General features: G+C 47.2%; 18 protein-coding genes. 6 read left to right on the top strand and 12 right to left on the bottom strand.

What is annotated here, in order from left to right; all coding sequences use genetic code 11:
- Positions 1 to 56 precede the first annotated feature (56 nt).
- The 11 genes from CMR00_04865 to CMR00_04815 all read right to left on the bottom strand — a co-directional run bounded on the left by CMR00_04865 (position 57) and on the right by CMR00_04815 (position 11,319).
- Positions 57 to 1,622, bottom strand: a complete 1,566-nt coding sequence (locus CMR00_04865; GenBank protein PIO48451.1) for a hypothetical protein — start codon at positions 1,620 to 1,622, stop codon at positions 57 to 59.
- 118 nt (positions 1,623 to 1,740) lie between these two features.
- The gene (locus CMR00_04860; protein PIO48450.1) at positions 1,741 to 2,523 is read right to left on the bottom strand and encodes a hypothetical protein; all 783 of its coding nucleotides are present in this window, start codon (positions 2,521 to 2,523) and stop codon (positions 1,741 to 1,743) included.
- A 58-nt stretch (positions 2,524 to 2,581) separates the two neighbouring features.
- Positions 2,582 to 3,061 carry a hypothetical protein gene (locus CMR00_04855; GenBank protein PIO48449.1) on the bottom strand — a complete coding sequence of 160 codons (480 nt, stop codon included), beginning with the start codon at positions 3,059 to 3,061 and terminating at the stop codon, positions 2,582 to 2,584.
- A 12-nt stretch (positions 3,062 to 3,073) separates the two neighbouring features.
- Positions 3,074 to 3,520, bottom strand: coding sequence for a hypothetical protein (locus tag CMR00_04850; protein PIO48448.1), 447 nt, complete (start codon positions 3,518 to 3,520; stop codon positions 3,074 to 3,076).
- 101 nt (positions 3,521 to 3,621) lie between these two features.
- Positions 3,622 to 4,533: a sugar kinase gene (locus CMR00_04845; protein PIO48447.1), complete on the bottom strand. Its 912-nt coding sequence runs from the start codon at positions 4,531 to 4,533 to the stop codon at positions 3,622 to 3,624.
- A 27-nt stretch (positions 4,534 to 4,560) separates the two neighbouring features.
- On the bottom strand, positions 4,561 to 6,528 hold the full coding sequence (locus CMR00_04840) for an alpha-amylase (protein PIO48446.1): 1,968 nt from the start codon (positions 6,526 to 6,528) through the stop codon (positions 4,561 to 4,563).
- Between the two features lie 228 nt (positions 6,529 to 6,756).
- Entirely contained in the window at positions 6,757 to 8,427 is a 1,671-nt protein-coding gene (locus CMR00_04835; protein ID PIO48445.1) for a hypothetical protein, read from the bottom strand.
- A 92-nt stretch (positions 8,428 to 8,519) separates the two neighbouring features.
- Complete coding sequence (locus tag CMR00_04830) at positions 8,520 to 9,227, bottom strand: lipoprotein-releasing system ATP-binding protein LolD (GenBank protein ID PIO48484.1); 708 nt, start codon at positions 9,225 to 9,227, stop codon at positions 8,520 to 8,522.
- A gap of 103 nt (positions 9,228 to 9,330) precedes the next feature.
- Positions 9,331 to 10,503: a hypothetical protein gene (locus tag CMR00_04825; protein ID PIO48444.1), complete on the bottom strand. Its 1,173-nt coding sequence runs from the start codon at positions 10,501 to 10,503 to the stop codon at positions 9,331 to 9,333.
- Positions 10,493 to 10,753, bottom strand: a complete 261-nt coding sequence (locus CMR00_04820; protein PIO48443.1) for a hypothetical protein — start codon at positions 10,751 to 10,753, stop codon at positions 10,493 to 10,495. The genes CMR00_04825 and CMR00_04820 overlap by 11 nt, the downstream gene beginning before the upstream one ends.
- Before the next feature lie 47 nt (positions 10,754 to 10,800).
- Complete coding sequence (locus CMR00_04815; GenBank protein ID PIO48442.1) at positions 10,801 to 11,319, bottom strand: hypothetical protein; 519 nt, start codon at positions 11,317 to 11,319, stop codon at positions 10,801 to 10,803.
- A gap of 97 nt (positions 11,320 to 11,416) precedes the next feature.
- Here CMR00_04815 and tatC point away from each other — a divergent pair, with 97 nt between their 5' ends.
- Positions 11,417 to 12,172 (top strand): twin-arginine translocase subunit TatC, encoded by a 756-nt coding sequence (gene tatC / locus CMR00_04810; protein ID PIO48483.1) that lies wholly within the window; start codon positions 11,417 to 11,419, stop codon positions 12,170 to 12,172.
- Between the two features lie 68 nt (positions 12,173 to 12,240).
- Here tatC and CMR00_04805 read toward each other — a convergent pair whose 3' ends face one another.
- Positions 12,241 to 13,383, bottom strand: coding sequence for a tRNA guanosine(34) transglycosylase Tgt (locus tag CMR00_04805; GenBank protein ID PIO48441.1), 1,143 nt, complete (start codon positions 13,381 to 13,383; stop codon positions 12,241 to 12,243).
- Between the two features lie 275 nt (positions 13,384 to 13,658).
- Between CMR00_04805 and CMR00_04800 the strand changes: the two genes are divergently transcribed.
- The 5 genes from CMR00_04800 to CMR00_04780 all read left to right on the top strand — a co-directional run bounded on the left by CMR00_04800 (position 13,659) and on the right by CMR00_04780 (position 16,843).
- Positions 13,659 to 14,153 (top strand): hypothetical protein, encoded by a 495-nt coding sequence (locus CMR00_04800; GenBank protein ID PIO48440.1) that lies wholly within the window; start codon positions 13,659 to 13,661, stop codon positions 14,151 to 14,153.
- A gap of 59 nt (positions 14,154 to 14,212) precedes the next feature.
- Positions 14,213 to 14,908, top strand: coding sequence for a hypothetical protein (locus tag CMR00_04795; protein PIO48439.1), 696 nt, complete (start codon positions 14,213 to 14,215; stop codon positions 14,906 to 14,908).
- A gap of 77 nt (positions 14,909 to 14,985) precedes the next feature.
- Positions 14,986 to 16,065, top strand: a complete 1,080-nt coding sequence (locus CMR00_04790) for an aminodeoxychorismate lyase (GenBank protein PIO48438.1) — start codon at positions 14,986 to 14,988, stop codon at positions 16,063 to 16,065.
- An 18-nt stretch (positions 16,066 to 16,083) separates the two neighbouring features.
- Positions 16,084 to 16,455: a histidine triad nucleotide-binding protein gene (locus tag CMR00_04785; GenBank protein PIO48437.1), complete on the top strand. Its 372-nt coding sequence runs from the start codon at positions 16,084 to 16,086 to the stop codon at positions 16,453 to 16,455.
- A 151-nt stretch (positions 16,456 to 16,606) separates the two neighbouring features.
- The gene (locus CMR00_04780) at positions 16,607 to 16,843 is read left to right on the top strand and encodes a hypothetical protein (protein PIO48436.1); all 237 of its coding nucleotides are present in this window, start codon (positions 16,607 to 16,609) and stop codon (positions 16,841 to 16,843) included.
- The last annotated feature ends 11 nt before the right edge of the window (positions 16,844 to 16,854 follow it).

The following is a 16,854-nucleotide window of genomic DNA, read 5'->3' as shown; positions in this document are numbered from 1 at the left end:
CGGTTTTTTTAGTTGAGATTCAGGGTTGTGTGCTGTACATGCACATTTGAGAACGCTCACCGCAAGAGAATCGCAATACCAGCGCCTGTGATACCACAGATGAAATTGACAAGATCGTTATCCATCCAGCGATAGCCTTTTTGCAGCTCGTTTTCGATTAGCGTACCATCGTCTTTCATGCTATGCGTGCGTTCTGTGATTTTCTGGCGAATCGGGTCGTAGTATTGGGCTTGCAGTGTAGCACCAAGAAAACTATCTACAAGGCTTGAAAAAAGCCCGGCGCCACCAATGAGTGCAAAGGAAGAAAGTACGCCAAGTTCATGCATTTTATCCCAATTCGAGAGCCATGCACTGGCACAAATAACTAATGCACCAAGCAAAGCGCCCAGTGTGCCAATCCATGTAATGCCGCCTGATGTGCCAGCAGGGACAGGCTTGAAGTTGACAATAGAAACCGGCTTGGGATTGCGCACAATTGTGCCGATTTCTGTTGCCCAAGTATCAGCTTGTACAGCAGCGATTGTCCCTAAGTAGCCAATGTAAATAAGGTCACGCAACCCGCTGTCGGTAACAAAAGAATACCAAATCATCAATATCCAGCCGATGCCGCCATTAGCGAACACTTGACCCATATCGCGCTGCGAGCTTTTTTCAAAGACCAGGTCATATTTCTTTTTCTGGGCTTTTCCCAGTTTTGAGAGAATTGAGGAGAGCACAAAGAAGGTCATAATTGGCACTGTCCATACAATGCCGCCCATGCTGAAGATGTTGGAAGCCAAAAGAAACGTGGCTGTGGCGCCGCTTGCGCTAAGAAATTTCAAGCTAAGTGAGGCGCGTGCCACTACGCCCGAAATAGCAACACCCAGAATGACATTCTGCACCGTCTCAATGCCCTGAATTTCCATGATGCCCAAGGGATAGGCAACTGCCAGCGGCACGAAAAGGTTATCGGCGCCGCCAGAGAGCAAGGCTTCAACTGCTGTGGCAATAAGTGCTAGTGAGAGCGAAAAGCCCAAGACCATAGCGGCATCGAGCACTTGCAATTTTGGCACATTCGGCATGAAGTAAAGCAAGCAGAGGTAAATCGTCGTGAAGCTCACGATGAACATGGTCAGTGAGCCTTCAAGCGATTTTACTGTCGAGAACTTGTATTGGTGCGGGTTTTTGACGTTCTCTCCGACAATTGCGGCAGCAGAATCGCCAAGACCAAGCACCAGCATAGCGGTTTGCATAATCCAAACATAATCGCCCCAGCAAAGCAGCGTGAGCAAAAGGAAAGAGATTGGAAAATACACCGTGCCGTAGTTTATGGTGCTGTCGGCAGAGTGATGAGCACGTGCATCGGTACCGTGTAGCGATTGTAGCCAGCCAAAGCGCACGGCAAGCAAGTTGAAGGGAATGAAAAGCAAGGGAATCAGTGCAGGATAAAAATTAGACTTGAAAAAGTACGGCGCAAAGAAAACGAAAACGCCAGTGCCGATATGTACAATTTTGCGCGTAACGCGTGTGCTTACACCGAGAAATTTTTTGAGGAGTTCACAAATGATGATAAGACCGATGATGAGCCCCAGTGCAATAAGAAACGGTGGCACATCTTCAGCTAACGGCGAGCCAAATGTCATAACTTAAAACGAGAGTGAATCTATCAGTTGCATAATGGTTTTTGCAAAGTTACGCTATCTTCTTGTGCATACAAATTTTTGAATCGAGAGCGGAAGGTCAATAGTAAAGTCAGTGCACTTAGGTGTTGCGCCCAGTAGCTTGTGTTGAGAGCGAGGCATAGATGGCATTAAAGGCTTGCACAGAACTTGGCGAATGCCCTGCGTAGTGATTGTTGAAATAGCCGAACCCGATTTCAAAGTCAAGGCTATGAATAAATTTAGCCCAAGCCGTCATATCTGCAGTTTTGTCAAAAACCAGATGCGTGAAAGGTTCTGAGAGCAATTTGCGATTGCCCAACCAGCGCACATATATAAACGATGCCGTCTGAACACCAACGCCTTTCATGGCAGGTTGGTCGGTGAGCACAAGTGCAACGTGATGTTGATGAAGTCGTGCAAAAAATCCTTCTTTGAGCCATGACGTATGGCGCACCTCCAAAGCGATGCGAAAAAGTTTGGTTGGCAGTGCAGCTAAAAAGTGCTTCATATGCTCTACACTCTCTGGTGTTGCAGCATAGTCGGGCGGAAACTGCAAGACCAAACACCCTAACTTTTCTTTGAGCAGCGACATGGTATCCAGAAAAAGTTTTACATCATCGAGCGCATTGACCAATTTCTTCTCATGTGTGATAAGCTGCGGGAATTTTGCACTAAAAAGAAAATGCGACGGAGTTTTATTGTACCACGATTCTACAACGCTCTTTCGAGGAATGGCATAAAAAGTCGAGTCAATTTCTACAGTGGGAAAACGCTGGGCATACTCAGCAAGAAAATCTTGCGGTTTGGTATGTGGCGGGTAGAAATTGCCAACCCAGTCTTTTTGCAACCAGGTAGATGTACCGATATACAGCGCTTTGGGCATAAGAACGGATGAGCATATAGCTTGCAGAGCCTTGCGTGCTACACACGGTGCGTTAGCATCAGAAAAAGTAAGCTACAGCAAAAATACCAACCATCATGAAAAGCAGAGCAATTTTTGCAGATGCACCTATAACCATTCCGACCCAAGTCCCTAAGCCAGCCTTTGCTGATTGCAGCATGTCTCGTTTTGCAAGATACTCTCCAAGCACCGCCCCGATGAAAGGGGCAAGCAGAATGCCAATGAAGCCGAACAAGAGCCCAACCATAGTGCCCACTGTAGCGCCAACAATAGCCCATGTGCTCGCCCCAACGCGCTTTGCGCCAAGTGCGGTTGAAAGAAAATCAGCGACAAAGGTCAGCATGCCAAGTATGCCAATCAGCAACAGCGGAAGCCACCCGACGCGCTCGAAGTCATCAATCCATGCGGCGCCTAAAAGTCCTAAAAACACCAGCGGTGCGCTGGGCACACCCGGCAGCACAATGCCAGCAAAACCTAACAGCACCAGCACAAGACACAACACCCAATAGACAACTTCCATAACGGCAACAAATTACGATGCAGGTCGCTTGCCTAAGGCTTCAAGAATAGCTGCAATAGCGTCATCAATCGTCAGGTCAAAGACGCCAGCTTCACCAGCAAAAAAAGCCTCACGCCAGATCCAGTAGGCTTCAAGTTCAGTTTCGCTGACCTCTTGATAGCCAATAAACATGCAGCCTGACTGTGCGACCCCCGATTGCATCAGCGGCAAATGTGCAATAAAAGGTGTAGCATGAGCAAGGTAGGCCGCATTCGGCGGAAAAATATTGCGCAGCGAATAGACAAGTAAATGCACAATCGGCTCAGGTGTGGGTAAGTCATCGAGCGTGTCAACGCGCAGTATTTTAACCATGCCAAAGGAGCCATCGCGCGCCGTAAAAGAGAAAATATCCCCTGCTTTGATGGTCATGGATGCGTTAGCTATGTTGCCAAAATTTATCAACCGCACTTGATAGTTCATTCAACGCTCTACAGTAGTAAATGAAATGCCGGTGCATATGAGCGCCTTCGGCTGTGACACGCTCATGCAAAGCATAAGTCGGCTTCATTACTTGGTCAGTACTACTCCTCAATGCGTGAGAGATCCAAGAAACTTTGATAGCGGTCAGAGATTTCAAGTGGACTAAGTTCGAAGAGACGTGCTGCCCCGAACCGCTCAACACAAAAACTTGCCATGGTGCTGCCATAAAGTACAGCTTTACGCAGCGATTGCTCGCTGATATCGCCTGTCTTAGCAAGATAGCCAATGAAGCCGCCTGCAAAGGTATCTCCAGCGCCCGTCGGGTCATAAATGAACTCGAGTGGATAGGCAGGTGCAGAAAAAATGCCGTTGTCTGTAAAAAGCAAGGCACCGTGCTCACCTTTTTTGATGATGAGTATTTTGGGACCCATGTCGCGGATAATGCGTGCGCACTTAATTAGGTTGGGTTCTTTGGCAAGTAGGCGTGCTTCACTGTCGTTAATGATAAAGACATCAACAAGTTGCAGAGTCTCACGCAACTCTTTGGGTTTGCCTTCAATCCAGAAATTCATAGTGTCGCAAATGACGAGTTTGGGGCGAGAGACTTGCTCCAAGACTTTCTTTTGCAACACAGGGTCAATGTTGCCTAAGCACACATATTTAGCTTGCTGATATTGGTGTGGAATGACAGCATCGAAATCAGCAAGGACATTGAGCTGCGTCTCAAGTGTGTCGCGCGTGTTCATGTCGTAGTGGTAGCGACCCGCCCAGCGGAAAGTTTTGCCGTTGGGCACAATTTTCACGCCGCCCAAGTCGATATTGCGCTCACGGAAGAGATTAAGATTCTCTTCACCAAAATCTTCGCCAACCACACCGACAAGATGAATCGTATCCGTAAAGAAACTAGCCGCTACTGAAATATATGTAGCCGAGCCGCCAAGTGTATTGGGCGAAGTTCCAAAAGGCGTCTCAAGGTCGTCGAAGGCAAGCGAACCAACTACAAGTAAAGACATAACAGGATAATTTGGTTGAAATGAAAGTTATGAAATTTCAAAGAGAGCGCTCTCACCAGCATCAAGCTCTACGCTCAGAAAGTTTGATGAAAGACTGAACACTTTGCCTGAGAACAAATCTTCTAGCACGGGTTTTGAGGTCGCAAGCGGAATCTTAATTCTCTCACGACCTTGCACATTAGCATTCCCGATGTAGAGCAGTTTTTTATTGCCCACTTGTCGTGTAAGAACAATCATTTCAGAATCGATATTGCTGAAAAACGTCATAGACTGTGGAGAATGATTTGCAAGGACATCCAGATATTTCTCACGTGCTACCATAGCGCGCGAGAGAAAGTCTATAAGTGGTTCTTGATGATTTGCATCTTTCCAATCAAAAGCAAAAGCACTGAACAGTGGTAATCGATGGGAGGGAAATTGCTGTAGGTCCTCAGATGAAAATCCTAAACCGGTGTTAATCGGGTAATGCTCACAAATTTCTGCGCCATTGTGAATAAACGGAATGGCAGGTAAGACAGCAGAAAGTGCGAAAACGAACTTTGAAAATGCACGTCCTGTGGCACCGCCGCCGAAACGTGCTGCTGCGCGTGGGGTATTGTGGCTTTCGGCTGTAGCAAAACTTGGAATGGCAACTCCACTGCGCGAAAATTCGCTAAGCATCTTGGCAAGATCCATAAAATTATGCATCACAAAGGGCATAGAGCCAATCACGGCGTTGTAGCCCTCAGCACGGCTTTTGGCAGTCGCCGCAAAATTTTCATCCCAGAACGCAAACTGTGGGTTTTTCTTGCGCGCGGCAGCAACCATAGATTGTTTGAGTAAGCTCGGCAAAGCATGACCCATATCAATCATGACACCATCGATGTCAAATGCTTCTTGATAGTAAGGAATAATGCCGATGATTTTTTCCCAAAGCGGCTGATTGATGTATTCAGGCTGCACTAAATTCGCATCGTACATGCGAACCGTGTTGTAAGCAATATAATTGTAACGCGGATGCGTATAGAGCTTGAGATACGTAACATCATTCCATGGCGGTTGCGTGTCTTGCGGTGGCCAATCGGCAAATGCACCCGGGATGCGGCACAATTGACCTGACCGCGTACGACCAATGTAACGCCCATTTTGCAGTTCAACGGTCTCTGGAGGCTCGGTAAAAAATGAGCGATAAATAGCGTGTGGCTCTGGCAGGTTGTAAAAGTCGCCGCGCTCAACTTTATCAAGAATCAGTGAAAGTTCTTCAGCTGTGAAAATCGGATTGCCATAACGCGCTTCATCGAGCGCGCCGGGCGGACGGTCTTCTACACGGGCATCAATCCAGTAGAACCAATCGGGATGTTCTGGAATCCAGTCGCTATCTTTTGCCGCAGTGCGGAAGACAAACTCTACAACAACGCGTATCCCCAAATGATGCGCCGCTTCCACAAAGGCACGAAATTCATCTTCCACTGAAAGACCAAGCAAAGGCTCTGAGAGTCGCTCATCGAGTTTGTAAGGATTCTTGATGGCGTAGGGAGAGCCTAAATTACCTTTGTTGCCATCGCTGCCAATGGAGGTGATAGGTAAAAGATGCACTGTGTTGGCACCTAATCGTTTGATGTAAGGCAGAAGCGCAATGGCTTTAAGAAATGTCCCCGTTTCACGAAAAGCATCAGGTGTCTCGAGCTCAAGTTGCCCATTTTGATTGTGGTCAAATGCTGTTGCCAGACGCACGAAGAGATTATAGACCACTGCAAAGCGCGACCATTCGCCGCTCTCAAAGCGAGGCGATTCTGCCCCATAGCTTTTAGCATAACGCGCCCATTCATCAGGGTTTTCACCAACACGCGCCATCTTAGGCTGCGCAAGAATGCTTTCAATAATGCTGGCATAATGCAATGCAGGATCTACAGCTTCTACGCCAAGCGTGCCTTTGTGCCAAAGTGTAGGAATGTAGTACGGATGTTCATAACGCCGAAGCGAGCGAAGTGAAGTAAGTAACTTTTGAAGTGACATTCGTTTGGTTATGTCTTTACGCTAGTTGAGTGCATGAAAAAACTGCAAAAGACTGCAAATTTATGCCAAATCCATCAAACTAGAAATTTTATGCTGAGAGGTTGTTAATTACTGCGCGTTCTGCCTACACGAGCTAACAAAAAAAGCCGAGCAAAAACTCGGCTGTTGGTGTTGATAGAAGGTCAGACACGACGATGCATGTGGTTAAGACTTTGCAGACTAAGCTGCTCAGAACAAAGGATAATCACGAAATGCCCCACAGTGTCTAGCGGCAGTTTCATAGACTTTTGGATCGATGAACTTCAAACTTTCAGGGTTTGAGAAGTCAATCGCAGCAGAAGTAGAGCGACCAGCTTGAACAATCCCATTCGGAAGATCTCTGACAATCACAAGTGGAATGTTAGCATTAAACTCGCGATTAATGATGCGGATGAATTCATTAGCGACAATGCCATGCGCTTTGGGCGAAGGATGAACACCATCCATGGAGAAAAGCCCACCGGTTGCTAGATCTGTCTTCAGCCATTCTCCATCGACTTCAATGCCACCATTGCGCACAATGTTGTTAAAAATGCCGTTGATGTCTACAAGACCGACAACACCACCTTGACCGACCTGCGCGCGAATAGCATTATTGAATTCTTGAATAGCTTGACGTGCCACTGCTATTTCGCCATCATCCAAAATAAACTGGTTAGGCAGTGGATTTTGCGGTGAGAGTGCAAAAGGTGCCGTGGTGACAATGTTAAGCGTCTGGCGAATAATTGTGTCTTGCTGCGCGGCAGGCAAAGTGCGAATGGCTGGGTTTGCTGTCGCCAAGATATTCACCCAATAGCTACGCGCAAACACACCATTTGTAGCGCCAATCTGCTGAATGGCAGCTGAACCTGTAAGCAAAATGAGCGCACGCGTCGGATTGCCAATGTCGGTTGTAGCAAGTTGGGTCGGTACGCCAATTGCAGGATTAGCTGGAACGGTGCCGCCACGTTGATAAAAAATGCCTGGAATTCTATTCACGGTCAGCAGCGTGCGTAGGAGCGGACCCAAGGTGGTGGTAAAAGGAATCGCTGTAACATCAGGAATGTTGGCGACGATGATTTTCGTATTGGGAATACGGCGCAAACTATCAAGTGCGCGGTTGTAGAGCAAGGTAAAAGTTGCAGTGGGTGTAGGTGCAGCAGGACTGACACCGCCACTAGTGGCATATCCTAACACATCATTATTGCCGAGCCAGAATGTAACGAGTTTATCGCCTTGCTGCGGGGCAAGCAGCGCTGCTGCTTGTTGCACTGGAGAGCGGTTACCTAAAAGCGGATTGCGCAGCATGATATCAATAAACGGGCTACGCGAGACGCTATTGGCACTGGTGATGGCAAGCGTGGCATCACCCATCACGATGCCAGGAATGCCAAGATTGTTGTACGGGCGAGCAAGCGTCGCATTGCGAAAAGCGGGATTGTTGGGTGGTGGCTGACCATTGCCAGTCGGTGAGGTGTTCGTGAAAGTGATAGGCGTACCCGTGCTACTAAATCCACCAAGTTCAATTCTGCCACTGGCAAGAACGGTGTTCGTGCCAACGCTAACAGCCGCCCCGAAGCCGGGCTCTGCGATAATCGGCATCTGGAACTTAGATTGACCGATGCCATTTTCACTCTTGCCATGTGCCTGACGCGCAATGAGTGCAGGATAACTATTGACTTGACCAGCCTCATAGAGTGAATTAGAAAGAAATCCTGCAGTGATGCTGTTGCCAATAGCGACATATCGGCTGGCATCAAAACTGCCAAGCGTGCCTGTGCCGGGCTCACCGCCTTCAGTTGGGAAGGTTCGCTCCGGTGTGCAACTCAGATAGGTTAAAGAAAAAGTGAAAAGTAGAACGGCGAGTAGAAGACGCTGCATAGACAGGTAGATAAAGTTATTGTGATCTCATTATCAAAGTTTTTCGGAACTTACAAAGCAAGAAGCACAAAATCAAAATCAAGTGACTTTTGTTAGCTCACGGTCACGTTGCTGGAAAAGACATCGAGCACACCGTCTTTCATTTGCAAGCATCGGTCGGAAAGTGAAGCGTAGCGAGCATTATGCGTGACGATAACAAACGATGTGCGACTCTCACGTGAGAGTCGTGCAATAAGCTCATAGAGTTTGTCACTGTTGTGTGAGTCCAAGTTACCTGAGGGTTCATCGGCAAGCACGAGCGGCGGTTGATTGATGAGCGCACGTGCAACCGCAACACGCTGCTGTTCTCCCCCTGAAAGTTCTGACGGCAAGTGATGCAAGCGGTCTTTAAGACCTACACTGGCAAGGAGATCTTCAGCATGTGCTTTTGCGCGCTTGAGGTCGCCGGTAGCGATAAATTGCGGCATGGCAACGTTTTCGAGTGCGGTGAAATCTTCAAGCAAATGATGAAACTGGAACACAAAGCCGATGTTGCGGTTGCGAAACGCTGCAAGTTCATCAGCTGAAAGCAAAGTGCGTGTGCCGCTGGTGATGGTCTTGCCTTGAAAGCGTATTTCACCACTGTCGGGAAAGTCGAGTGTGCCTAAGATGTTGAGCAGCGTGGTCTTGCCGCTGCCTGATGCGCCGACGATAGTGATGATTTCATTTTCGCCTACGGAGAGTGAAACACCTTTTAGAATTGCAATAGGCTCTCGCCCTTTAGGCAAATAAGTCTTGAAAATACCTTGGGCTTCTAAAATTGGGTGAGTCAAAGCTCTTTTACCTCCGCAGGTTTGGTCTCTTCAAGTTGTACCTCGCCATTTGGCAGGGCAGTAGCTATTGCTTGAGCAGCCTCACGCTTTTCTAAGTAACGACGCAGAACGGCGACAAGAAACGCTGAAAGTGGCACAGCCAGCAATACACCAAAAATCCAAAGAAATAGCCGAAGAGAAAAATTGCAAGGAAAAGCACAATCGGGTTGAGTTTGACACGATCGCCAATAATTTTCGGAGCAAGCACAAAGTTTTCTAGGGCGTGTCCTGCAGCGTAAATGATGGCAATGAGCAAGATGGTGCGCGCAACATTTTCTCCAAAGACAGCAACAAGCACGCTCGAGAGAAATGCAATGATGCCGCCGATGTAAGGTACAAAGGACATGATACCGTAAATGATACCGACCAAGAATGAGTAGCGCAATTTGATAAGCGAGAAGGCAACGGAGTAAAACATAATCAGAATAAACACGACGATAAGTTGACCGCGCAAGTATTGTCGGACAATGTCACCGCCAAGCGTGGCATAGTCCTGCGCCATATTGCGATACTGTGGCGGCACCAATTGCCGAATGGTCTCTTTGATGCCGGGCAAATCACTCAAAAAGTAATAAGCAAGGAAAGGAATTAATACAATATCAATGATGGCAGAGAGCAATTGCGGAAAACTGCTTGCGATAGCCGAAATAGCGTTTGCAGAAATTGAGCCAATATCATCTGAGCGTGTCCGTAGCCACTCAACCACCGACTCTTGTATGTCTTGACTGTTCAGACCAAGTTGTACAGCAAGTGGATGTGAGAGAATCTCTTGGACAAGCGCTTCGGCTTGTTCAGGCAAAGTCGAAAGTGAAGAGGCAAGGGCACTTAACTGCGCGGTAATGAGCGGTGTAATAAAAATAACTGCCAAAATCACACTGCCTACGCCAAAGAGGGTAATGATAAGTGCAGCCATGCTGCGTGTAATGCGCGCATGAAGGCGCATCAACAGCCCAATTAAAGGCTCAAAGAGATAGGCAAGCACAAAGCCAATAATAAACGGCGCAAGCAGTCCAGAGAGCGTTTTAGCAAACCACGCAACAAACAAAATCACACAAATCCAAATCAATCGATTGGCATAAAAATTCTCGCTAATCGGATAGAGCATGAACACAGCAAGGATAAAAATCAGCAACGGCGAGAGCACTTCGCGCACTTCGTAAGCAAAAAAGATAACAAGCAAACTTGCCAGAGCAAGCAAAAAGTATTGGGTCAATCTATCGGACATCTTTCATTTCTGGCACTGAATTACGAACAAAATGCATCAAAACTGTTAAGCCTGAAAAGGCATTGATGAAGCGAAGCCGGGCAAGTTCGAGGGATGAGCCACGCCACTTGGCATGGAGTCGGCGCATGCTGTCGAAACGATACACCGCTAAACTGCGCTCCACAAATCCACAGGCAGAACGACGACGAATTGAGATGGCAGCCTCATAACCAGCTTCTCGACATGCTTCAAGCACAACCTGATTAAACATACCAAATGGAAAGGATATTCTTTTGACCGGCACACCCAGTGCATCTTCTAAGTAGTGTTTAGACCCCAAGAGTCTTGACGAAGCGCATGGCGTGAGAGCGTGGTCAGAGCGCGATGTGTAGCGCCATGACTACCGATTTCCCAGCCTGCTGCAGCCAATTGCCGCAAGTGGCAAAGTGAAATATGCTGAAATGTACCGAAAAAATTGGCGTCCCAGTGGTTTGGCTTGCCAATCCAGTTGGTAATCACAAAAAGTGAGGCACGCAGCCCAAGCGCATCCAAAATCGGGTAGGCAACCTCAAACGTGTCTTCATAGCCATCATCAAAAATGATGTGCGGACGCTGTTCGCATGGAAGAGACGCTATCCAGCTGGCATCGTACTGGAAATCTTCAGGCGTGCGTGTGCAGATACCAAAATCAAGGTGAGATGTAATTTTGTGATAACAAAAAATCACGGTCGCATCGAGCAAAAAACTTATCATAAAGAAAAAAGAAAATTTCTTACCAGACAAACCGGCCTGAATGCCAAGCGCATAAAAAGCCTCTACAGGTGATGGCGCTGACAAACTTTCGGCAGCAAAAAATGCGTTTCGTATCTTGACGTTCCTAATAGACGCAACGACACAAAGTTCTATGCCAAAGCAATTTTCTGAGCAAAACGAGATGGAATTTTTAGATCATCTCGAAGAACTACGCTGGCGACTCATCAAAGGGCTAATTGCAGTAGTACTGATTGCTGCCGTATGCACTTACTTTGCAGACTTCATCGTGTCTGAGATTTTGATTGGACCGCTCAAACGCACAAGCCCAAACGCAAAGTTGCAAAACCTGATTCCTTACGGGCAAATTTCGCTGTATTTGCAAGCGATATTCTTTTCTGCTGTGGTCGCAGCATTCCCAATTTTTGCCTATCAAATCTGGAAATTTGTTGAGCCCGGCTTAGAACCACACGAAAAAAGTGCCACACGCTTCGCAGTAGCATTTGTTTCGCTATGTTTTTTTGCAGGCATCGCATTTGGTTACTTTATACTTCTGCCCGTCTCACTCAACTTCTTTGCAGGGTTTGGCACGTCGCTAATTGAAAATAACATTTCGGTCGATCACTATGTCTCATTTTTTGTGGGAACACTGCTCACATGCGGCTTAGTGTTTGAACTTCCATTTGTGTCGTATGTACTCTCAAAAATTGGATTTCTCACGCCCCCTTTTATGCGCCACTACCGCAGGCATGCCATTGTCGCCATTCTCATTCTTGCGGCAATCGTAACGCCTTCGACCGACATCGTTACGCAATTGGTCATTGCCGTGCCGATGATATTGCTCTATGAAGTGAGCATCTGGATTTCAGCTGTTGTGCAGCGCCAGCGTGAAAGAGCAGAACAAGCAGAAAAAGAAGCGGAGCCATACTTACAATCTTGAGACTTGCTCTGGCGGGGTGTTGGCATTGAGCAAGAAAGTGCACACAACAATTCACTGGTGCAGGTCAATCAAAGCGCACCGATTTTTTCGCCAGATTGAAATTGCTCAATAAACTCCTCTTTCCACGCCTTGAAGGTGCCATCGAGAATGCGTGCGCGTGCAGTGTGTGTGAGCCAAAGAAAAAATGACAAATTTTGAAGCGAACAGAGTTGAAGCCCTAAAATTTCATCGACATTGAAAAGATGACGGATGTAAGCTCGAGAAAAGTTTTGACAGACATAGTTCTCAAAGCCTTCGTCAAGCGGGCGGAAGTCTTCGGCATACTTGGCGGCACGAATGTTGAGGGCGCCATAGCGTGTGTAGACTCTACCATTTCTGCCTTCACGAGTTGGTAGAACACAGTCAAACATATCGATGCCACGCTCAATTGCATTGAGAATGTTGATAGGTGTGCCAACGCCCATCAGGTAACGCGGTTTATGTTCGGGCAATAACGGATGCGAGAGTTCTAAGACACGATACATTGCTTCTTCAGGCTCGCCAACTGCAAGTCCACCAATAGCATAACCCTCAAAATCCATTTCAACCAGACGCTTGGTGGATTCGGTGCGCAAATCATCAAATGTTCCGCCTTGCGTAATTGCAAACAGCGTTTGCTCGTAGCCGTAGAGGGGCGACGTTTTGGCAAAATGGGCTTGCGCTCGTGCTGCCCAGCGAATCGTAAGTTCACTTGAGGCTTTGATATACTCTCGCGCTGCATGGTGCGGTGGACATTCATCTAAGACCATCATGATATCGCTGCCGATGCATCGCTGCGCATCTACGACACTTTCAGGTGTAAAGAAATGCTTTGAGCCATCCAGATGCGATTTGAATATCACGCCCTCTTCGCTCATCTGACGCAGTTCTGAGAGTGAAAAAACTTGATAGCCACCGCTATCGGTCAGAATAGGTCTGTGCCAGCTGATGAAATTGTGCACGCCGCCAGCTTTGACGAGCAGCGCTGTTGAGGGTCGCAAATAAAGGTGATATGTGTTGGCAAGAATGATTTGGGCACCAATCTCAAGAAGTTCACGTGGCTCAACGGCACGTACGCTGCCACGCGTACCAACAGGCATGAAGACAGGCGTTAGAATCTCCCCGTGCGCCGTCGTAATTTTGCCCGCTCGAGCCGCCGAATGGACGTCTTTTTTTTGCAGTTCAAATTGCATATCACATGTTTTGAAAATGCCCAAAGATAATGCAATAGCAAGAGCCCTTTTATGAATTGAAAATCTCAGATAATAAATTGCAAAAAGATGCACGGCACACTTACCTGCACAAAGCTAAGTTCTGCAGAAACTCATACCCTGCAATATCTGATGCTGAAGCAGCCTGCAGTGTCGTTGCTATTGATGATTGTTCAGAGCAATTCCTCATAATAAATCTTACTTTTGTATATTGCCGGAGTGCAAAAATGTTAAGCATTTAGAGCGTTTAGAAGTTGATGAAGCGAGTAATTATCGACGGCTATAATCTGGTGCATAAGTTGGGTAAAGCGCTTTCCCCGCAAACATTATCACTTGTTAGAGAAAAACTTGAACAGAAATTGTACCGTTATGCGGCAAAGCATAAGACTGAGATAACGCTTGTGTATGATGGACGAGGCGTACTGGGCAGTTCAGAAAAACAGGGATACTTAGATATTATCTTCACAGCAAGCGGTGAGAGTGCGGATGCATACATCAAATCGCTCATAGACAAAGCACATTCGCACAAGCTCTTGATTGTGAGTTCTGACAGAAGCATTCGCGATTATGCGCGTGTCTCTGGTCTAAAGAGTGCTTCAAGTGAAGAATTTTTGTCCTGGTTGTCAGAAGCAGAGCCAAAAAGCGAGCAGGCACACGGTGCAACAGCAAATCGTAAAGAGCGTGATGACAAAAAGCCTGCAATGCTCTCGGAACATGAAATAGAGGAGTGGAAAAAACTGTTTGGCGCATAATGCCGTGCAAGCAAAATGCGTGACAGAAGCCCTAAGAAGCAAACGCACAGCAATTATCTATGAAAAGTGCCCAAGCTATCTTGTTTAGCCTCGATGTGCTAACAAGGCAAAAGACCGAGTGCGAGGAAACAAACGAACTCTATATGGATATTTCTGCTCTGCAATTTCCTCATCTGCACCAACATCTTACCCTTCACGACATTCAAAAAATTGCCGAATCGTCACTCATTGTCTTCAATGCCTGTGTCGAGCAAACAATGTTGCGTGAGCTGCAAACTCCGAACTTTGCATTTGTGGTCTCTCGTGCTATCGCACAAGCCTTGCAGCGCGAGCCGAGCATCGATGAAATCTCCGAAATTATGATGGTGCTGCGCCGTATGACAAATCTATCAATCTCGCGCAGACTCTCCGCTTGCTTGATTGCCTTGCAACGCAGCGGCTATATGCTTGGCATTCTTGCCAATACCCCGCTCTCGGCGTTTATTTTGGCAGACGCGCTGGACGATCTTGGACTTGTGCGCCGATTTGAAACCATCATCACCTCGAGCGATGCAGGATACTTCAAGCCAAACCCAAAAGTGTTTGAACTTGCCATTGAATCGATACGATGCGAGCCAGAGAATGTCATTGTCGTCGGCTCAGACTTAGAGCGCGATTTGCTGCCCATTGAACATCTCTCAGTAAAAAAGTGTATATCAACAATCACCGCAAGCGCCAAAAACTGCCAAAAGGCTTTTATCGTATATCCACGCTAGAAGAATTGCCTGAACTCGACCTCAAAAAAATTCTGCGCGGCGACTAAGGTTGCCTATTCACATTTAACGCCCTGAACATGATGCAGATATTCTGGCGTGTAACTTCAAAATTATTGTTCTTGCTCTTTATGCTCGGCACTGTTGCACTGGGCTTTGCGTACATGTATCTGTTCAAATCCTCACTGAATTCTGGACGCTATGATGAGCCCAAACTGGTCAAAATTCATCGTGGCATGACTTTTATGCAGATTGCAAACGAGTTGCAAAAAGAAGGTGTCATCAAACACACTTTGCCCTTGCAAATTGTGGCGCGCTTCATGCCAGAACTTACAAACATCAAGCCTGGGCGATACTACATCCCAAGCGGAATGACCAGTGCGCAATTGCTGCGCTTTATGTGCACTCGCAAACAAGATGAAGTCAAAGTCCGCATCCCTGAAGTCTCGCGTGGCACACAAGTGGCTCAAATCATTGGACAAAGTCTCGACACCGATTCGGCGACATTTATGAAAGCCTTCTCTGATTCTGCATTACTCAAGGAACTGGATGTGGATGCCCCGAACTTCGAGGGCTACTTTTTGGCAAATACTTACACGCTGCCGTGGTCCATGACTGCCGAAGATGTGATTCGCTATTTTGTTAAGGAATTACGAAAAGTGTTCAACGATAGCCTACGCGAGCTGGCACGTAAGCGTGGCTTGAGTGAAGTCGAAGTGCTTACCTTAGCCTCGATTGTGGAAGCTGAAACCGGATTAGCTTCAGAGCGAGTGCTTGTGGCAGGGGTCTATCTCAACCGTTTAGAAAAAGGCATGCTGCTGCAAGCCGACCCGACTTTTATCTACGCTGCCATTCTGGATAATGACTACGATGGCAATCCTAACAACCCTAAACATCGCAAGCGTGATTCACCTTACAACACCTATCTTTATCGCGGATTGCCACCTGGACCTATCGGCAACCCTACAAAAGAATCTATCTTAGCCGTACTCAATCCAGCTAAAACAAAGTATCTCTATTTTGTGGCAACAGGCTACGGTGGGCATCGCTTTGCCGAAACTGCTGAGCAACATGCCGTCAATGCGGCACTCTACTACGCTCGCCGAAAAGAACTGCGCGACAGTCTCAAAGCGGCAGCACAACAGTCGCTCAAAGAATAACCCTTAAACCAAATCGCCATGGCTCGCTCACTCTATCAAGAAGATTGCATTTTCTGCAAAATCGCAGCAGAACGCATTCCATCAAAGAAAGTGCTTAGCACCGACAAAATTTTCGCCTTTCACGACATTAACCCTGTAGCCCCAACGCACATTCTCATTGTCCCGAAAGTCCATATCGAGACGCTCAACGACCTTACAGCAGATGATGCTGAACTGGTCGGGCATCTTTTTGTGGCTGCAAAAGATATTGCAAAATCGCTTGGTCTGGATGAGCGTGGCTACCGGACCGTGATCAACTGCAACCGTGAGGGCGGGCAGACGGTCTTTCACCTGCATGTGCATCTGATTGCAGGTAAGCCAATGGGCTGGCCACCGTTCCCACTTGCCTAAGCACATAAATATTTTGCAAATACCCGCGAATTGCTATCTTAGCCGAAAACTTTAAGCATGAGTAATCCTCGCATCGTGCAGTTGAAAAAATTCTTGGAAAAGGATCCAACCGATTCTTTTTCACGCTATGCACTTGCGCTGGAATATGCGAATGCTGGGCTTGCTTAAAGAGGCGCAAACTGAATTTGAAACCCTTCTGCAAAACGACCCAAACTACACAGCAACCTACTACCACTTAGGTAAGCTTTACGAAAAGCAAGGTGAAAGTCTCAAAGCAAAAATGCTCTATGAAAAGGGCATTGCATTGACAGCAAAGCTTGGTCAGACGCACGCAAATAAAGAGCTGCGTGAAGCCCTGTTTATGCTGACAGGCGGCGATGACGACTAAGCCAATTCAAA

The organism is [Chlorobium] sp. 445 (assembly GCA_002763895.1).
In the GTDB taxonomy this organism is placed as follows: domain Bacteria; phylum Bacteroidota; class Chlorobiia; order Chlorobiales; family Thermochlorobacteraceae; genus Thermochlorobacter.
The sequence above is the reverse complement of the archived record's forward strand: the minus strand, read 5'-3'. Positions and strand labels throughout refer to the sequence as shown.

Bases quoted from the DNA above. Each gene is read 5' to 3' on its own strand.
- CMR00_04835 (PIO48445.1), bottom strand. From the start codon at position 8,427: ATGCAGCGTCTTCTACTCGCCGTTCTACTTTTCACTTTTTCTTTAACC.
- CMR00_04795 (PIO48439.1), top strand. From the start codon at position 14,213: ATGAAAAGTGCCCAAGCTATCTTGTTTAGCCTCGATGTGCTAACAAGG.
- CMR00_04840 (PIO48446.1), bottom strand. From the start codon at position 6,528: ATGTCACTTCAAAAGTTACTTACTTCACTTCGCTCGCTTCGGCGTTAT.
- CMR00_04790 (PIO48438.1), top strand. From the start codon at position 14,986: ATGATGCAGATATTCTGGCGTGTAACTTCAAAATTATTGTTCTTGCTC.
- CMR00_04825 (PIO48444.1), bottom strand. From the start codon at position 10,503: ATGTCCGATAGATTGACCCAATACTTTTTGCTTGCTCTGGCAAGTTTG.
- CMR00_04820 (PIO48443.1), bottom strand. From the start codon at position 10,753: ATGTTTAATCAGGTTGTGCTTGAAGCATGTCGAGAAGCTGGTTATGAG.
- CMR00_04805 (PIO48441.1), bottom strand. From the start codon at position 13,383: ATGCAATTTGAACTGCAAAAAAAAGACGTCCATTCGGCGGCTCGAGCG.
- CMR00_04785 (PIO48437.1), top strand. From the start codon at position 16,084: ATGGCTCGCTCACTCTATCAAGAAGATTGCATTTTCTGCAAAATCGCA.
- CMR00_04850 (PIO48448.1), bottom strand. From the start codon at position 3,520: ATGAACTATCAAGTGCGGTTGATAAATTTTGGCAACATAGCTAACGCA.
- CMR00_04865 (PIO48451.1), bottom strand. From the start codon at position 1,622: ATGACATTTGGCTCGCCGTTAGCTGAAGATGTGCCACCGTTTCTTATT.
- CMR00_04780 (PIO48436.1), top strand. From the start codon at position 16,607: ATGCTGGGCTTGCTTAAAGAGGCGCAAACTGAATTTGAAACCCTTCTG.
- tatC (PIO48483.1), top strand. From the start codon at position 11,417: ATGGAATTTTTAGATCATCTCGAAGAACTACGCTGGCGACTCATCAAA.
- CMR00_04860 (PIO48450.1), bottom strand. From the start codon at position 2,523: ATGCCCAAAGCGCTGTATATCGGTACATCTACCTGGTTGCAAAAAGAC.
- CMR00_04800 (PIO48440.1), top strand. From the start codon at position 13,659: ATGAAGCGAGTAATTATCGACGGCTATAATCTGGTGCATAAGTTGGGT.
- CMR00_04855 (PIO48449.1), bottom strand. From the start codon at position 3,061: ATGGAAGTTGTCTATTGGGTGTTGTGTCTTGTGCTGGTGCTGTTAGGT.
- CMR00_04845 (PIO48447.1), bottom strand. From the start codon at position 4,533: ATGTCTTTACTTGTAGTTGGTTCGCTTGCCTTCGACGACCTTGAGACG.